The sequence below is a fragment of the Vibrio sp. R10-SF1-ISO8 genome, from assembly GCF_059833805.1.
In genome coordinates this window covers 645,635-661,559 of the sequence record NZ_JCBDHL010000021.1, presented here as the reverse complement: position 1 = coordinate 661,559, position 15,925 = coordinate 645,635, and the positions used below count along the sequence as shown (strand labels likewise).

Genomic DNA, 15,925 nt, shown 5'->3' with positions numbered 1-15,925 from the left:
ATTCTGACACAACAAGTTACATATGCCAAGCCTGCATCTTCAGTCAAAAAAGTGGATTTATTATATATCTTGATTCTCTTCGACACTGCGGAGAATGTAGTCCGTCATCCAAGCCGTTCCTAGTAGGCAAATCCATACCACAAACACCGGGTTCGGTACTTCAATATTGGGCGAAACAACCAAGGCAGCAAAACCAACCGTTGGCAATGTCCAACAAAGTAACTTACTCCAGCGAAAGGTTTTAAGCTGAGATAAGCTCTCCATCGAAGCCATGATTCCGGTGATACATAAAGCGATTAATGCAGCATAAGAGAGATCTGCTATCCAGAGAGGAAGAATTAATCCAAGAGCCCACCAGCTGTGCTTGTTCGACGGTTTCCAGTGTGACGCGGCCCACCATATAACGGCAACCGATAGGGTTTGAACGAGCGTGACAATAGGCTCTCCTGCTAGCTTATCTCCGGCTTGCGTGACCATAATACCTATCAGTAAGGTCGCGACGATTAAGAAGCTAGTGAGTACCACACCGAGACTACTGCGTCTTGAAAAAGCCACCATTAACAAAGGAAATAAGACCCACAAGCTAACTGAAAGTGTGATAGGTTGATGAGGAAGGGTTAAACCGTAGGTTGTCATCGCGGCCATTAATACCAAGCCAACAAGACCGCCTTGAGGGAAAATCCATAGCGCAGGGATCACCAAGGCTAATACAGGAATATCGCCCTCGCTTATGCTGATAGCTCGAGCACAAACAACAGCTAACAGAGTTGTCACTAAGAACTGAAATGTAGAAAATACCATGCCCTCTCCTTATCCATTCCTTGGAAATCTGTACTAGGACACTGTCATTATGGACCAGTTTTTAATGCAAATCTTTGCAGTAATTCACCAAATTCCCTCAGGAAAAGTCAGTACTTACGGCGAGATCGCAAAAATGGCGGGTTATCCCGGTTACGCACGCCATGTAGGAAAAGCGCTAGGGAACCTACCTGCTGACAGTAAACTACCTTGGTTTCGCGTGATTAATAGTCAAGGTAGAATTTCACTAAAAGGGCAAGATTTAGTACGCCAACGTGAAGCGTTAATTGAGGAAGGGGTGGAAGTGACTAACGATGGAAGAGTGAAACTAAGGCTCTATCGATGGCAGCCCTAAAGCTGCCAGAGCAAATCACTAGTTACGAACGCCAACAAGTCGCAGATCAACATTCTCTGTCTTATCAGCATCCGTAATTACTGGGTAAATAGTATCAGTGATAAAGCGTAGCTTGCCGTTCACTTCGATACGAGCACTGACACTGTAGCGATGAAGCGAATCGATCTTTGAGGTGTGGTAAGCCAAATCAAACTCAAACGGCGACTGCGCTCCATTAGTTTCAAATCGATGTTTAGCGATCACCTTAGCAGGAGCATCCGCCAAAGAGACATCTTGCAAGGTCACTGTAATCAATGAACCTTTTGGCAATGCAATTCGCTCTCTATAGGAGACGGTTCCGGTCACGCTTTCGACTTTATTTTGTGCTTGCGTTGTCTCAGGAGATTGGCAGCCGACAAGTACTAAACTTAGTACTGCTGTAGCGACTAGCGCGAACATTTTCTTCATTGAATACTCTCTTAACTTATTAGATTTTCGAGAATTATAAGTAGCCTCTATTAGCTTGTCATTGCAATTCGATGATTATTGACAAGACTTTAACTATGTTGAGTTTTGCCTGACATAGAAATCAAACAACTGTTTTATTTGTCACTAAACCGGGTAAAATACCACCTAGATATAAAGATTAAAGGTAGAGAAAATGAGTAAACCTCTAAGTGAATTGCTGGACTTGCTCCAACTTGAAAAGCTAGAAGAGGGCCTGTTTCGAGGTCAAAGTGAAAACTTAGGGCTTCCTCAAGTCTATGGTGGTCAAGTAATCGGTCAAGCCTTATCAGCAGCGCGTTACACCGTTGATGAAGACCGTACTGTGCATTCATTTCACAGCTACTTTCTCTACCCAGGCGATCCTGAAAAGCCGATTATCTATGACGTGGAGAACCTACGTGATGGGCGTAGTTTTAGTACTCGCCGTGTTAAAGCCATTCAAAATGGTCGGCCGATTTTCTACTTAACGGCGTCTTACCACGGTGAAGCGCCAGGCTTTGAGCACCAAAATACCATGCCTGATATCCCGGGCCCTGAAAACTATGCTTCTGAGTCAGAGTTAGCGGAACGTATTGCTAATTTTTTACCAGAAAAACTTAAGAAGACCTTCTGTGGCGAAAAGCCAATTGAAATGCGTCCTGTCACTGTGGTCAATCCTTTAAAACCTGAGAAAGTTGAACCTAAACAGTACCTATGGATTAGAACGAACGGCGAAATGCCAGATAATCAATTGATCCATCAGTACTTGCTTGGCTATGCCTCTGACTGGGGTTTCTTAGTGACTGCTCTTCACCCTCACGGCGTCTCACTGATGACTCCAAAATTCCAAGTGGCAACCATCGATCACTCGATCTGGTTCCACCGCCCATTCAAGATGGACGAATGGTTGTTGTACGTCATTGAAAGCCCAACCGCGAGCAACACTCGTGGCCTAGTACGTGGCGAAATTTATAATCGCAATGGTGATTTGGTGGCCTCTGCGGTACAAGAGGGCGTCATGCGCTTTACTGAGTAGACTCTCCCATTTTCAAAATCAGCCTCCTAACGGAGGCTTTTTTAATGTGTATGTTCATGTGACCGTTCTATGCTAAAGCCACTAAAGCTGCTATCAACGCTAGCTTTAAAACAGTTTATCACCCAGGGGAATGTGTCGGTAACGTAATAGCCATACTGACCATTCACTGTCATACCGTTACATTCATCAAGGTCTCCCAACCCTGCAGAGTACTCCCAATCGCCGCGAAACTGCCCGTCATAATTGCTGCTCACAACGTTGCCACCCACAACAGGAGCCGTATAGCTACCCACATCAACACGCGCCCCCGTTTTCAAACGGTAGCTTGACGTCGCTTTACGAACCTGACTGGTTGAACTATCTAGGAAACAACTGCCATAAATTGGGAGCCCATCAGCGGCAAAGCCTATCACTGGAGAGGCTTCTCCCCCCACACAATCTTGGACAAACATAGCAACGGGATTACCGTGATAATGATATTCCCCAGTAGGTTGTACATGTGCATTGTGAATATCGGTACCAAAGCCGTTTAGAGACGACATCGGGTCGTAGCGCCAAGGATTGTTGATTTCACTCTGACCACACCCCGTACGTTCATCTCCCACGCCGTAGCAAGCCGCCGCCAACAGATCGACTTTAACGCCGTTGAGAAGAGTGGCTTCTGAGGTCCCTAAGCTTAACGCAGTAGTAGAACCTGCAAAGCTAGGTGAAGCGGTAAACTCATAGTAGGTCGATTACTCGGAGACGTTGGTGGCAAATGAAGCCGTCACATCATTGAAGTCATGGTTAGGAATCGCATTTGACTGAACAACGCACTTACTACCACTCGACGTTATCTGCGTTTGACCTGTGTAAATGAGGGAGCGTTGAATGTCATTCACGGTTGAAAAAAAGGTACCTAGATATTGTTGGCAATCACCCGAAAGATTAGTAAACAAAAGATTGGTGATGTTATTACCTGATACCGAAGGTGTAGATGTGGCGCTGCTTGAGTCATCTCCGCCATTGCAGCCACTAAGTAGTGCTGCTGCAATGGCTAAACTCATGGCATGAGTTGATGGTAACGCTGACATTTTATTCATCCCTGTTACGTGTGTTTGCTGTCAGATTAGTCACACTTAACAGGTTTAAAAATGAGCTTTACTTGGCTTTACCCTGCCATACACTTCTTTACGTATGGCATATTGGAAGGGCTGTGGTGTATTTAAGAGGTTCCATGGCAAACGTGGACGTCACATTGGAAATACCTTCGACAGAGTTAACCAGTTTTTTGTAAAAGTGGTCAAAGCACTGCATATCTTTTACCAACACTTTCATCATGTAATCGTACTCCCCAGCCATGCGGTAGAACTCCATCACTTCAGGGAACTCTGACGCAGTAGACACAAACTGGCTATACCACTCGTGAGAGTGATCACTCGTCTTAACGAGTACAAACGCAGTGAATGAAAGATCGAGTTTTTCTGGGTTAAGCAAGGCGACTCGCTTTTGAATAACTCCCGCTTCCTCAAGCTTTTTCAGGCGCTTCCAACACGGTGTCGTGGTCAGGTTAACCGCTTCCGCCAGTTCGTTGAGCGACAGTGTTGCGTCGTTTTGCAATAGGTCGAGCATCTTGCGGTCAATTTTATCAATATCCATATCCACACACTTCTCAAAGTAGAAAATTTTTCTCCATAATACGCAAATGACAACAAATTTAGCAAAGCTTTTCTCTCTATAACTAGGTAAATTAACCTCATAACGATTTGAAGGAGAAACCTTATGTGTACTGATCATAACTGGATTAACAATGCAGTTCGCAAAATCGAAGCCGATTACCAACGCAGCGCAGATACTCACCTAATCAAGCTAGACCTTCCAAGTATTGAGGGTATCGACGTCTATCTGAAAGACGAAAGTACACATCCTACAGGTTCTCTAAAACACCGCTTGGCACGCTCTCTGTTCCTGTATGCCATTTGTAATGGTTGGGTAGGCCCAGAGACAACAATTATCGAGTCATCTTCTGGTAGCACTGCCGTATCAGAAGCCTACTTTGCTCGCTTGCTTGGCCTGCCTTTTATTGCTGTGATGCCAAAATCTACAGCACGTAAAAAAATCGAGCAGATCGAGTTCTACGGTGGCCAAGCTCACCTTGTAGATCGCTCAGATCAAATTTATGCGGAGTCACACCGCCTAGCTAAAGAATTGAATGGCCACTATATGGATCAGTTCACCTATGCTGAGCGAGCAACCGACTGGCGTGGTAACAACAACATCGCCAACTCAATTTTCAGCCAGATGGAAATGGAAGATCACTCGGTACCCGCTTGGATTGTAATGAGTCCAGGTACTGGTGGTACCTCAGCGACTATTGGTCGTTTCATTCGTTACCAACAACACGACACCAAATTGTGCGTAGTCGATCCTGAAAACTCAGTATTCCACGACTACTTCAAAACAGGTGATAAGAGTTTAACCGGTAATAATGGAAGCAAAATTGAAGGTATTGGCCGCCCACGCGTAGAGCCAAGCTTTATTCCTGGTGTCGTTGATGAAATGCGCACTATTCCAGATGCAGCATCAGTCGCAACCGCGCATTGGCTAGAGAAAATTCTAGGTCGTAAGGTGGGTGCTTCTACCGGAACAAACCTTTACGGCGTACTTCAACTGGCCAGCGAAATGAAAGCGCGCGGAGAAAAAGGCTCTATCGTTACTCTACTATGCGATAGCGGTGAGCGTTACTTAGATACTTACTACAACGCAGAATGGGTTAAAGAGAATATTGGTGATACGCAGCCTTACTCTATCAAGCTAGAAGAATTTGAAACGACAGGCCAGATTAGCTAATTGGAAGTGATACCTCCGCTGTAAACGGCTTTAAAAAAAACGCCACTCATTGAGTGGCGGTTTTTGTATGTCTAGGGTCCGTGGACCTAATGATTACTTTTTGTTTTGACGCGCTTCAAATGCCGCTAATTGCTCTGGTGTCGCTTTCGGTTGATGGTTTTGCTTCCACTCATCGTAAGTCATGCCATAAACACGTTCGCGAGCGTCATCAATATCTAGATCTAAACCTTGTGTTTCCGCCTCAGCTTTGTACCACTTACTGAAGCAGTTACGACAGAAGCCTGCCAAAATCATTAGATCGATATTTTGCACATCTTTGTTGTCATCCAGATGTGTAAGCAGACGACGAAACACCGCCGCGTCTAGCTTATCTTGCTCTTCTTGGGATAGATTTTTGTATTTAAATTCAGCCACTTTACTTACCTTCTCATCGTTTGTTCGTTGTTTTTGTTCCAGGATTGTATCAGCCTACTTAGAGTAACCTCAATACAAAAACGCCCGAGCAAAATGCTCAGGCGTTTTTCGGTTTCAAAGCTTATTAAGCTTGAATACCAACAATTAACCAAGGCGCATTTGGTGCAGTAAGATCACGCTCTAAGTGCCATACGTCGGTAATATCTTCTTCAATACCTTCAACCGCGTCGCGGTAGCGACCGCTAAACTGAAGGCTTAGTTGAGCTTTGCTTGCATCGTAATCCGCACGTACAATCTCGGCATCAACATACATCACATCAGTGTGCTGCTCACCTTCAAGCTTAGCGCGCTCTGACTTGAGGTCTTGGTACAAGCTTGGCGATACGTATTCTTCAATCGTTTCAAGTTGATTGTGGTTCCAAGCACCTTGTAAAATACGGTAATGCTCACGAGAACCATTAACGAAAGCCGCTTGGTCAAAGCCCGGTGGGTAGTTATGTGGTACATCTGTTTGAGCACCAAAACCGAAACCACCCGTTTGAGCACCACTGTTTTGTGGCTGTTCAAAGTTGTGAACATTAGGTTGTTCAAACTTAGGCGCAGAAGAACCACCAAATGCTGGTTGTTGACGGTTCTGATTCATACTGCCCTGCTTAGCACCAAGCATGCCGCGCATCAGTTTAAAGATAACAAATGCAATCAGACCCATGATAAGAATATCCATAAACTGGATACCTTCAAATGCACCACCAAAGAATGCAGCAAGTAAACCGCCCGCAAGTAAACCACCTAGCAAGCCGCCCATCAGACCTTTTTTACTTGAGCTTTGCGTTTTACCCGCTTGGTCTTTGCCAATCGAGTTTGTGTTTTGCTGTTGCTGCTTTGGTGCTGGCGCCGTTTTGAAGCTCTTGCCGAACGATTTGCCGCCGCCAAACTTCTTAGCTTCTGCTACTGGAGTAATCGCAACCGATACCATCAGTAGAGCAACAAGGGAAAAGAGTCGTTTCATATTCTTCCTTTGAGGTTCCTGTCAAGGTTATAAACTTATACTTATTACACTATATTAACTCTAGCAGCCCCATATTCAAACCAAAACGTCTCCGACACATGTATCAGAATATTGCAAATAACCCATGCGGTTGTTGACGATATAGGTAGTGGCTCATTAGAATATTGAACATTGTTCATTTTAGATTACTCACCATGGCCCGAAGAAACGATCATACGCGAGAAGAACTTATCGCGCTTACGCTAAATACTGTTAAAGAATTTTTGGCAAGCAACACCTATCACGAGTTGAGCTTGCGAAAGATAGCGACGATGATCGGCTATGTTCCAAGTACTCTAGTGAATGTCTTTGGTAGTTATAATCTATTACTACTTCACGCTGTGGCTCAAACCCTAGATGAGCTTTCGGAAGAAGCGAAAGAAGTGGTTTCTCAGTGCCAAGATCCAAAGTCAGCGCTGTATGAACTTGCCTACTGCTATCATGATTTTGCGCAGCATCACCCACATCGCTGGCAGCTAATCTTTGAGCACAACATGAATGGTGAAACGCTGCCAGAATGGCAAGCCCAACGTATTGATTCCATGACAGGTATGCTTGAACAACTGTTGCAATTGATTGGACCAGAACGTAGCCAAGCGGAAGTGCTTCAAGCAAGTCGCGTATTATGGTCTGGCGTTCACGGTATAACACTGTTAAGTGTCGACGATAAATTCTTTGCTGCTGAACCGATTGATGGAAAAGAGCTGATCGAAAACCTACTCTCTAATTATTTGAGCAACTGGTAATCTATGCATGTCGAATAGCCAAACTTCCCTATTAGGACAGAAGCGCTTTCTGCCTTACTTCGTTACTCAGTTTTTTGGTGCCTTTAACGATAACATTTTCAAAAATGTCTTATTACTGTTCGTCGCATTTGCGGGAGCGGGTGCGCTACCTATTTCTAGCAACTTATTTATCAACCTAGCGGCAGGGCTGTTCATTCTTCCCTTTTTCCTTTTCTCTGCCTCCGCAGGTGTTCTTGCCGACAAATACGAAAAGGCTTGGTTCATTCGCAAGGTGAAGCTCGCTGAGATCGGCATAATGTGCTTGGGCGCAATCGGCTTTATCACTGAAAGCTACGTTATCTTGCTGATACTACTGTTTCTTATGGGCACACAATCGGCGTTTTTTGGCCCAGTAAAGTACGCCCTGCTACCCCAGCAGTTAAAGCCTAACGAACTGGTTCCAGGTAACGCGTTAGTTGAAACCGGTACTTTCCTCGCAATCTTGCTGGGTACGCTTGGTGCTGGGGTGATTGCGTCAGCTGAAAACGCCAAGTACGTAGCGGCGGCTTGTGTTGTGCTCTTTGCCGTGTTTGGTTACATCTCTAGCCGTTCTATTCCTGAAGCACCTGCAAGTGCGCCGGATCTTAAATTCAAATGGCAGCCAGTTAAGCAAACTAAGAAAACCATCGCTATTGCTAAAGCGGATAAAACTATCTTTCGCGCACTGATGGCAATCAGTTGGTTTTGGTTCTTGGGTGCGGCTTACCTTACTCAGTTCCCGAATTTCACTAAGCTCTATCTTAACGGTAGCGAAAGCGCGGTATCTTTCTTACTCGCATTGTTTTCTGTCGGTATTGCGGTGGGTTCGCTAGCTTGTGACAAGCTGTCTAACCATAGAATTGAAGTCGGTATTGTGCCGTTAGGTAGCTTAGGCATCACCATTTTTGGTGCTTTAATGGCAACGTCCGTTCCTCAGCAGTTACCTGAGTTTGCGAGCTTTAGCGAATTTGTCATGCACAAACCTTTGTGGTCAGTGTTTGCTTATCTGCTGTTACTTGGAGCTTCAGGTGGTATCTTTATTGTTCCCTTGTATGCTCTTATGCAGCAAAGAGCAAAAGTCACCGAGCGAGCTCAGGTTATCGCTGCGCTAAACATCTATAACTCACTGTTTATGGTTGGAAGCGCTGTTTTAGGCATTGTCTGCTTAACCATTATTGAGCTATCCATTCCACAGCTATTTTTGCTGTTGGCAGTACTCAACCTGTTAGTGGCGGGCTACTTGTTTATGCAAGTGCCTATTTTTGTGGTGCGTTTTTTAATGTGGGTTATCACCCATACCATGTACCGAGTCAACCATAAGAATACGCAAAACTTACCAGAAAAAAGTGGCGCTTTACTCGTGTGCAACCACGTGAGTTACATGGATGCCTTGCTGCTCAGCGCGGTGTGTCCAAGGCTGATCCGTTTTGTGATGGAAGAAGAGTACGCCAACTTGCCGCCACTAAAACGGTTCTTGCAACGTGCTGGTGTTATCCCTATTTCGGCCGGCAATCGTCGCTCAATCGTCAAAGCATTTAATGATGTTGAACAAGCGCTGTCTGAAGGTCATATCGTGTGTATTTTCCCTGAAGGACGCCTCACTTCCGACGGTGAGATGAATGAGTTCATGCGCGGGATGGATATCATTATTAAGCGCAGTCCTGTGCCTGTCATTCCAATTGCACTTAAAGGACTTTGGGGTAGTTACTTCAGTCGTCACAAAGGTTCTGCATGCAAAGGGTTACCAACACGTTTTTGGTCGAAAATTGAAATTGAAGTCGGCGAGCCGGTTGACCCAGAAAATGCTTCTACATCCGTTATGCATGATAAAGTAGCGACATTACGAGGCGATTGGCGTTAAACCCAATCACGATGCTTTTAACATGCGTTAAGTTTTTCTTAACGCATGTTCAATTCATTCAACTCTCTTTATCGTTTTGGGTTCGCTAAACTAGCGCTTTCCAATTTAATCTCCCCCTACACCAATAAAAATAATGAATGACTTCAATAAGCAACTCCCTTTTTGGCTTGCACTCACGATTTGCTTAACTCCATTTATCACTTCCCCCACCGCTTTGGTAATTGGGTTTCTACTCGCCTCACTTGGTTTAGTTCCAAAACAGTTCAATCTCGCTAAGTTAACCAAAAAGCTATTAGCCTACTCAATCGTTGGCTTAGGGTTTGGGATTCATTTCGAACAAGCGTTAGCCGTAACCTCTGATGGCATTGGGCTCATCATCGCAACCATTGTTGGTACGCTGGTTATTGGATGGTGGCTTGCTAGAGCAATAGGGTTAAACAAACAGACTGGGTATCTTATTTCTTCAGGGACGGCTATCTGTGGGGGTAGTGCGATTGCCGCGGTGTCTCCGGCCATCAAAGCCAACGACGAGCAAATTGGTTTATCTCTTGCAACGGTTTTTGTTCTTAACTCTATCGCGCTATTTGTTTTTCCAGTGATTGGACATGCACTCAATTTAGATCAACACACCTTTGGGACTTGGGCCGCGATTGCCATTCACGATACCTCTTCGGTAGTGGGGGCAGCTTCAGCCTATGGAGAAGAAGCATTGACGACGGCAACGACGCTTAAATTAGCGCGTGCGTTATGGATCATTCCTGTCGCTTTTGTCAGTGCATTCCTATTTCGCAGTGAATCGAAAAAAGTCACCGTCCCTTACTTTATCTTGTTTTACTGCGTAGCTATTGCGGTCAGTGATTTGTTACCGCAATTTGAAGTCATTTATCAAGGAATATTCGATATTGCCAAGCGAGCGCTCGTCGTTTGTTTGTTCTTGATTGGCTGCGGAATTTCAGTGGAAAAGCTTAAGTCAGCAGGTCCGAAGCCTTTAATGTTTGGTGTTACTCTGTGGGTTCTAATCTCAACCACATCTTTAGCTTGGTTGTTGTTAGCCTAAGCGGCCGATATCTTTCGCAGCTTGTGCTCGCTTGTTCTGCTTAAAGCTTAATACGAGTCCTAACACGAGCAAGAATGCCGAGAGTTCGGCTAATGCTCGTGTGAGCCCCTCAGTTTGAACTGCCACAATGATCTGTAAGATCACCGCAATAACCAAAATCGCTCTCATATCCTTATACCCTAGCTCTTAATTTTCTTGAGATATTATGAGTTAGGGTTATAAGAAAGCTAAATTCACATTTGGACTATGAAATTGCTAAATTAACTAAGTTGCTTTTTCTATTGCAACTGCCCTTCAATCCAATTAATAAAGGTACGAATTTTCGGCCTATCTTCGGTTCCCAAAGGGCAAAGCAAATCATAACTCTTGCTCGTAGGCATACTTGGATATGGGGTGACCAGCTCACCAGATTCAATCAAATCTTTGACAAAGTGGTATTTGCCCATACCAACACCAAGATTATGAAGCGCACTGATAAAACCCATCTCTCGGTGGCTTACGCAGTAAAACTGATTAAAAATATCAATATCGAGCTGCATATAGTCACGCCATCGCTGCCACACGTCTGAACCGACTGCATGAATAAAATTAATTCGTTTCAGCGATTCTAAACCATCTTCATACAGGCGATGTTTCTTCGCATACTGCGGTGTACAGACAGGAATGTACTCATCGCCAAACAAACGTTTTCTATACACATCTTTCATACTGGCAGAGTCATAATATATCGCTACTTCAATGTTATTCTTATGGAAATCTTCCTGCTCTTGGTAGCCCCAAATATTGAGATTGAATTTAGGATACTTGTTTTTGAAATCAGATAGTCTTGGCAGCAACCATCCATTTGCAAAGCCTGTCGAGGTTGCAATGTTTAGCTCCCCCACCATGTCTGTTGACTTTATCTCTTCAATTTCAGAGAAGATGCCATGCAAATTTTTTGACAAGGTACTGTGAAACCTAGCCCCTTCTTCCGTCAGTTCGAGCTGGCGAGTTCCTCTGACAAACAGGTTAAACCCCAACTCTTTTTCCAACACTTTAATTCTATGGCTGACCGCTCCTTGTGTAAGGTGAAGCTGCTTACCTGTAATGGTAAAGCTTAACGTTTTTGCCGCCATGTCGAAGGTATGTAGATTTCTGAGCAACAATTGCTGATTCGCCATACTGCCTCTATGGATTAATATTTTTAATTTATACTACTATCTGATTCGTTTGTTCGCACCATGAAATAACTCATAAAATGGCCCCAATCTATTAAATGTGACCTAGCGCTAGAGTGACTCTCACGGTGCTAGCTCATCAAAAAATCAATAATTGAAAACTAGGGGCATAAATGAACATACTCGGATACATGCAAAAAGTCGGTAAGGCACTGATGGTGCCAGTCGCGACCTTACCTGCAGCTGCAATATTGATGGGGATTGGCTACTGGCTCGATCCTGTTGGCTGGGGCTCAGAAAACATTCTCGCCGCTTTTCTGATTAAATCAGGCGCAGCCATCATTGATAACATGGCAGTACTATTCGCTGTCGGCGTTGCCTTTGGTTTAAGTAAAGACAAAAACGGCTCGGCAGCGCTATCGGGCTTTGTTATGTTTTTAGTCGTGACAACTCTATTGGCACCAGGCTCTGTGGCTCAGTTGATTGGTGTCAGCGCAGATGAAGTACCCGCTGTATTTGGTAAAATCAGTAACCAGTTTATTGGTATTATTATCGGTATTGTCTCTGCTGAGATTTACAACCGCTACTCTAGCGTTGAACTCCCGCAGGCACTCGCTTTCTTTAGTGGCAAACGCTTAGTCCCAATCCTTACTTCCGTGGCAGGTATGGCACTCTCTTTTGCGTTGCTTTACATCTGGCCTGCGGTATATGACGCGCTGATCCAATTTGGTATTAAACTCGAAAGCATGGGCGCGGTAGGTGCTGGTCTATTTGGTTTCTTCAACCGCCTATTCCTGTCTATCGGTATGCACCATGCACTTTACCCAGTGTTCTGGTTTGACGTCGTCGGCATCAACGATATCCCTAACTTCTTAGGCGGTGCTCAGTCGATCGCTAACGGTACAGGTATTCCTGGTCAAACAGGTATGTACCAAGCGGGCTTCTTCCCAATCATGATGTTTGGTCTACCTGCTGCAGCTCTGGCTATGTACCACTGCTCTGATGCGAAAAACAAGAACCAAGTGTTTGCGATTATGCTTGCCGCAGCGATGGCCTCTTTCTTCACAGGTATCACAGAACCACTAGAGTTTAGCTTTATGTTCCTTGCACCTGTATTGTTCCTAATTCACGCTGTGCTAACCGGTTTGTCTTTGTACATTGCTGCAACGATGGAATGGATGGCAGGATTCGGCTTCTCAGCAGGTTTTGTTGATTTCGTTCTATCAAGTCAAAACCCGTTAGCCACTAACTGGTACATGCTGATTCTTCAAGGTTTGGTATTCTTCTGCCTATACTACGCCATCTTCCGTTTCGCTATCGTCAAGTTTAACCTTAAGACACCAGGTCGCGGCGAAGATATGGCCAGTGAGTCAAATGAAGACATTTCAGGCCTTGCTAAGGAGTACATTCAGGCTATTGGTGGTGCTGAAAATATCCTAGAAGTGGACAACTGTATTACTCGTCTACGTTTAACAGTAAAAGATTCTGCTGTCGCAGACAGTGAACAACTTAAGAAACTTGGTGCGGCAGGAGTCGTTCCTGTTGGCAAAGGCGGTCTGCAAGTTATCGTTGGTCTTGGCAAAGTAGACAAGGTGGCAGAGCAGATGAAAACCATCCTTGCTAGCTAATCCAAGGTTTACTGAAAAATAGTTTATAAAGAATTGCGGTGACTTCACCTTCACCGCATCCCCCTGAAGTGCATTTTCGCTTAGTCACCGAGTCTGCACTTCTTTTTGGTTACTGAGCGAGTTGATCCAACAACCACTGCTTTACTTTCTGTCTTGAGATTTTAATCCCACCCTGTAACAGTTCATCCGGCATGGCATAGTAGGCAACAGGCCATTTAAGTTTGGTTAATGACCCTTTTAGATGAGCTGTTATTTGTAACTCATCAATCTCATCGGCTACCTTGATAACGGCAATAGGTCTGTGACCAAATTCACTATCTGGTATCGGTACAATGACCGACTGGCTGATAGAAGGAATCTGATTCAGCGCTTGTTCTATCTCTTCACAGTGGATGTTTTCACCGCCGGAGATAAACAGATTGTCTGCGCGGCCGATGATCTTTAGCTCTCGCCCGACCATCTCGCCCAAATCTTTACTATCAAACCAACCCTGTTCAGTAATTGGTGTTAGTTGCCCTTGTATATAGTAACCGGAGGCTAACGTCTCACCGCCAATATAAATCCTCTGCCCTTTAAGGCGAAGCTGACGCTTTGGTAGCAACTCACCAGCAGTGTATTCGGAGTCAATACGTTTTACCGTCACGGTTGACGCGGCCTCTGTCATGCCATAACCAAGCCATGTTTCAATACCTAGCTTTTCAGCTTGCTGGCTGAATTCCAAGGGCACATGGCTGCCACCGAGTAATACATGACTGAGTGACAGTTTCACTTCATTGTCGAGAAGCCGTTTAAGTTGGGTGGAAACTAAAGATGCGTGAGTGACACCCTGAATATCCTCTACCAGTTCACCTTTGCCCATTTTCAAGCTGGCGCCACTATGCAGCCAGCGATAGATAATCGCGAGTCCAGAGACATGATACATAGGTAGGCTCAGTAACCAAGTGTCTGCCTGCTTAAACGCAAAGCGCTGCAGCAAACCTTGAGCCGAGGCTAAATGTTGCTTTGAGGTATGAGCAACCGCTTTAGGAGCGCCTGTTGAACCTGACGTAAATACAATTGAAGCAAGCGCCTCGCTGCTGAACTTACCTTGACAACATTCAGTCACCAAAGGCTTCAGCTCTATGTTTTGTAAGCTTCGCAAGTCTGGGACGTCTGTTGATAGCCACACTTTGGCCTGCTTGGGTTCGGCATATAATGTCGCGAGTTTCTGGTTAAATTCAGCTTGTGTTTGCGGCATGGTTATCGCGCAGATTGCTTCTAGCTCTAGACAGGCGAGATAAACCAAAATCAGCTCAACACTGTTTTTGCCAACACAAGTGAGCACGCTTCCCGAACCAACACCTTGTCTTGCCAACGAAGCCGCCACTTGGTCAACGGCAGTTTCAAGCTCAGCCCAAGTGTAACTTTGGTTGGGGGTATAGAGAGCATACAAAGATGGGCTCGACTGAGCCCATTGACGTAGAGGAGATAACTGACTCATTACGACTGCCAGATTAATGCCTGATCAGACAAACTTGCGATAGGCAGTTCACAACCCGGCCATGGAACTTCTAACTGCTGAGCAAACAGCCCCACGGTATCCAGTCCCGGTACTTCTTCTGGAAGTTGCCAGTGCGCTAATCTTGCTAACTGGGTTAAACCAAGGCTAGATTCAATACTCGAACTTATTACCGCTTTAATGCCAAGTGACTTGGCTTTATCAATCAGCTCAATACAACGCTCAACTGTTCCAATCAGAGTCGGCTTAATCACAATCGCTTTCGCGCCATTGAGATCTTCTAGCTTGAAGTCTTCTTTGCGGATCGCGTGTTGCAGCGTTTCATCCCAAGCAATCGCAATGCCTGTATCAATGGCAAAAGAGAAGCTGTCTCCCGGTGCTTGGCATGGCTCTTCGATAAAGGCGATGCGGCCACGCAACGAAGGGGCAATCTTCTTAGCAAATTGCTGCGCTTTTTCTGCAGTCCAAGCTCGGTTAGCGTCTAAACGGAGTGTTAAGTCTGGAATCGATTCTAAGAAAAGGCTGACTAGCATCCCATCACGAATCGGCTCATACAGACCGACCTTAATCTTGGCCACTTTCTCACCCGTCATGGCATTCAGCTTAGGCAGGAGTTCGTCTGGGTCACCAGAACATAGCGGCGCAGCTTGAAAGCAGCCTTGTTCTGGCAGCTGTTTATTGAGCTCTAACTCGGCCATTGATAAACCAAAGGCGACCGATGGGTAAAGCTCATCAAAGTTGAACGCTTGACCTTGTTGCCACAAAGCCAGTTGCTCGACCAATTGCGAGTAAACATCGTCCATCGTCTCGATACTAAAACCAGGCAAAGGGGCAATTTCGCCTCGACCAAGCTCACCATCAAGAACAAGCTCAACGACAAATCCTTCTCTCTGCTTGAGCTTTTGTTCACGCAGTATCACGCCACTGTCCATCGGCAATTCATAGCGATACAGTTTGGCTGATCTCATAGCAATATCCCTTTCTTTGTTGATATAAATGTAGCTTGTATTGGATA

At 45.1% G+C, this 15,925-nt stretch carries 17 protein-coding genes and 1 pseudogene; 7 read left to right on the top strand and 11 right to left on the bottom strand.

All coding sequences use genetic code 11. The annotated features are described in order from the left end of the window. Positions 1–60: 60 nt before the first annotated feature. Positions 61–801: a VP0952 family biofilm-associated protein gene (locus AC6R00_RS21155; RefSeq protein WP_272785322.1), complete on the bottom strand. Its 741-nt coding sequence runs from the start codon at positions 799–801 to the stop codon at positions 61–63. 49 nt (positions 802–850) lie between these two features. Here AC6R00_RS21155 and AC6R00_RS21150 point away from each other — a divergent pair, with 49 nt between their 5' ends. Continuing rightward, positions 851–1,153: an MGMT family protein gene (locus AC6R00_RS21150; RefSeq protein ID WP_500641814.1), complete on the top strand. Its 303-nt coding sequence runs from the start codon at positions 851–853 to the stop codon at positions 1,151–1,153. A gap of 18 nt (positions 1,154–1,171) precedes the next feature. Here the strand turns inward: AC6R00_RS21150 and AC6R00_RS21145 are convergent, their stop codons facing one another. Further along, positions 1,172–1,600: a YbaY family lipoprotein gene (locus tag AC6R00_RS21145; RefSeq protein ID WP_500641813.1), complete on the bottom strand. Its 429-nt coding sequence runs from the start codon at positions 1,598–1,600 to the stop codon at positions 1,172–1,174. 193 nt (positions 1,601–1,793) lie between these two features. Between AC6R00_RS21145 and tesB the strand changes: the two genes are divergently transcribed. Beyond that, entirely contained in the window at positions 1,794–2,654 is an 861-nt protein-coding gene (gene tesB, locus AC6R00_RS21140; RefSeq protein WP_500641812.1) for an acyl-CoA thioesterase II, read from the top strand. A gap of 41 nt (positions 2,655–2,695) precedes the next feature. On the opposite strand, the pseudogene AC6R00_RS21135 reads toward tesB, so the two are convergent. From AC6R00_RS21135 to AC6R00_RS21125, 3 genes and pseudogenes are all read right to left on the bottom strand, one after another. After that, a pseudogene (locus tag AC6R00_RS21135) lies at positions 2,696–3,367 on the bottom strand (YHYH protein); the annotation flags it as partial. Between the two features lie 21 nt (positions 3,368–3,388). Continuing rightward, complete coding sequence (locus AC6R00_RS21130) at positions 3,389–3,727, bottom strand: hypothetical protein (RefSeq protein WP_500641811.1); 339 nt, start codon at positions 3,725–3,727, stop codon at positions 3,389–3,391. A gap of 97 nt (positions 3,728–3,824) precedes the next feature. Beyond that, a complete protein-coding gene (locus AC6R00_RS21125; RefSeq protein ID WP_272785327.1) occupies positions 3,825–4,292 on the bottom strand; it encodes an Lrp/AsnC family transcriptional regulator in 468 nt (155 codons plus the stop codon). Positions 4,293–4,415: 123 nt separating this feature from the next. On the opposite strand from AC6R00_RS21125, the gene AC6R00_RS21120 reads away from it, so the two are divergent. Continuing rightward, positions 4,416–5,483 (top strand): pyridoxal-phosphate dependent enzyme, encoded by a 1,068-nt coding sequence (locus AC6R00_RS21120; RefSeq protein WP_494504726.1) that lies wholly within the window; start codon positions 4,416–4,418, stop codon positions 5,481–5,483. Positions 5,484–5,576: 93 nt separating this feature from the next. On the opposite strand, the gene AC6R00_RS21115 is transcribed toward AC6R00_RS21120, so the two are convergent. Both AC6R00_RS21115 and AC6R00_RS21110 read right to left on the bottom strand, forming a co-directional pair. Further along, complete coding sequence (locus AC6R00_RS21115; RefSeq protein WP_004748255.1) at positions 5,577–5,897, bottom strand: DUF1244 domain-containing protein; 321 nt, start codon at positions 5,895–5,897, stop codon at positions 5,577–5,579. 124 nt (positions 5,898–6,021) lie between these two features. Next, complete coding sequence (locus tag AC6R00_RS21110) at positions 6,022–6,906, bottom strand: Tim44 domain-containing protein (protein ID WP_500641810.1); 885 nt, start codon at positions 6,904–6,906, stop codon at positions 6,022–6,024. A gap of 194 nt (positions 6,907–7,100) precedes the next feature. Here AC6R00_RS21110 and AC6R00_RS21105 point away from each other — a divergent pair, with 194 nt between their 5' ends. The 3 genes from AC6R00_RS21105 (at position 7,101) to AC6R00_RS21095 (ending at position 10,627) form a co-directional block, all read left to right on the top strand. After that, positions 7,101–7,691: a WHG domain-containing protein gene (locus AC6R00_RS21105; RefSeq protein ID WP_494504724.1), complete on the top strand. Its 591-nt coding sequence runs from the start codon at positions 7,101–7,103 to the stop codon at positions 7,689–7,691. A 7-nt stretch (positions 7,692–7,698) separates the two neighbouring features. Next, positions 7,699–9,570 carry an MFS transporter gene (locus AC6R00_RS21100; RefSeq protein WP_500641809.1) on the top strand — a complete coding sequence of 624 codons (1,872 nt, stop codon included), beginning with the start codon at positions 7,699–7,701 and terminating at the stop codon, positions 9,568–9,570. A 133-nt stretch (positions 9,571–9,703) separates the two neighbouring features. Continuing rightward, a complete protein-coding gene (locus AC6R00_RS21095) occupies positions 9,704–10,627 on the top strand; it encodes a YeiH family protein (protein ID WP_500641808.1) in 924 nt (307 codons plus the stop codon). Here the strand turns inward: AC6R00_RS21095 and AC6R00_RS21090 are convergent. Both AC6R00_RS21090 and AC6R00_RS21085 read right to left on the bottom strand, forming a co-directional pair. Next, positions 10,619–10,795: a hypothetical protein gene (locus AC6R00_RS21090; protein WP_500641807.1), complete on the bottom strand. Its 177-nt coding sequence runs from the start codon at positions 10,793–10,795 to the stop codon at positions 10,619–10,621. The two genes, AC6R00_RS21095 and AC6R00_RS21090, sit on opposite strands and share 9 nt — an antisense overlap. Positions 10,796–10,905: 110 nt before the next feature. After that, positions 10,906–11,787, bottom strand: coding sequence for a LysR substrate-binding domain-containing protein (locus AC6R00_RS21085; RefSeq protein ID WP_239856032.1), 882 nt, complete (start codon positions 11,785–11,787; stop codon positions 10,906–10,908). A 170-nt stretch (positions 11,788–11,957) separates the two neighbouring features. On the opposite strand from AC6R00_RS21085, the gene nagE reads away from it, so the two are divergent. Then, complete coding sequence (nagE, locus tag AC6R00_RS21080; RefSeq protein WP_500641806.1) at positions 11,958–13,412, top strand: N-acetylglucosamine-specific PTS transporter subunit IIBC; 1,455 nt, start codon at positions 11,958–11,960, stop codon at positions 13,410–13,412. A gap of 109 nt (positions 13,413–13,521) precedes the next feature. On the opposite strand, the gene menE is transcribed toward nagE, so the two are convergent. Continuing rightward, positions 13,522–14,892 carry an o-succinylbenzoate--CoA ligase gene (menE, locus tag AC6R00_RS21075; RefSeq protein ID WP_500641805.1) on the bottom strand — a complete coding sequence of 457 codons (1,371 nt, stop codon included), beginning with the start codon at positions 14,890–14,892 and terminating at the stop codon, positions 13,522–13,524. Beyond that, positions 14,892–15,878, bottom strand: a complete 987-nt coding sequence (menC, locus tag AC6R00_RS21070; RefSeq protein WP_500641804.1) for an o-succinylbenzoate synthase — start codon at positions 15,876–15,878, stop codon at positions 14,892–14,894. Before menC ends, menE begins: the two co-directional genes overlap by 1 nt. Positions 15,879–15,925: the final 47 nt, after the last annotated feature.

Coding starts and splice junctions, on each gene's coding strand:
- AC6R00_RS21155 (WP_272785322.1), bottom strand. CDS start 801: ATGGTATTTTCTACATTTCAGTTCTTAGTGACAACTCTGTTAGCTGTT.
- AC6R00_RS21150 (WP_500641814.1), top strand. CDS start 851: ATGGACCAGTTTTTAATGCAAATCTTTGCAGTAATTCACCAAATTCCC.
- AC6R00_RS21145 (WP_500641813.1), bottom strand. CDS start 1,600: ATGAAGAAAATGTTCGCGCTAGTCGCTACAGCAGTACTAAGTTTAGTA.
- tesB (WP_500641812.1), top strand. CDS start 1,794: ATGAGTAAACCTCTAAGTGAATTGCTGGACTTGCTCCAACTTGAAAAG.
- AC6R00_RS21130 (WP_500641811.1), bottom strand. CDS start 3,727: ATGTCAGCGTTACCATCAACTCATGCCATGAGTTTAGCCATTGCAGCA.
- AC6R00_RS21125 (WP_272785327.1), bottom strand. CDS start 4,292: ATGGATATTGATAAAATTGACCGCAAGATGCTCGACCTATTGCAAAAC.
- AC6R00_RS21120 (WP_494504726.1), top strand. CDS start 4,416: ATGTGTACTGATCATAACTGGATTAACAATGCAGTTCGCAAAATCGAA.
- AC6R00_RS21110 (WP_500641810.1), bottom strand. CDS start 6,906: ATGAAACGACTCTTTTCCCTTGTTGCTCTACTGATGGTATCGGTTGCG.
- AC6R00_RS21105 (WP_494504724.1), top strand. CDS start 7,101: ATGGCCCGAAGAAACGATCATACGCGAGAAGAACTTATCGCGCTTACG.
- AC6R00_RS21100 (WP_500641809.1), top strand. CDS start 7,699: ATGTCGAATAGCCAAACTTCCCTATTAGGACAGAAGCGCTTTCTGCCT.
- AC6R00_RS21095 (WP_500641808.1), top strand. CDS start 9,704: ATGAATGACTTCAATAAGCAACTCCCTTTTTGGCTTGCACTCACGATT.
- AC6R00_RS21090 (WP_500641807.1), bottom strand. CDS start 10,795: ATGAGAGCGATTTTGGTTATTGCGGTGATCTTACAGATCATTGTGGCA.
- AC6R00_RS21085 (WP_239856032.1), bottom strand. CDS start 11,787: ATGGCGAATCAGCAATTGTTGCTCAGAAATCTACATACCTTCGACATG.
- nagE (WP_500641806.1), top strand. CDS start 11,958: ATGAACATACTCGGATACATGCAAAAAGTCGGTAAGGCACTGATGGTG.
- menE (WP_500641805.1), bottom strand. CDS start 14,892: ATGAGTCAGTTATCTCCTCTACGTCAATGGGCTCAGTCGAGCCCATCT.
- menC (WP_500641804.1), bottom strand. CDS start 15,878: ATGAGATCAGCCAAACTGTATCGCTATGAATTGCCGATGGACAGTGGC.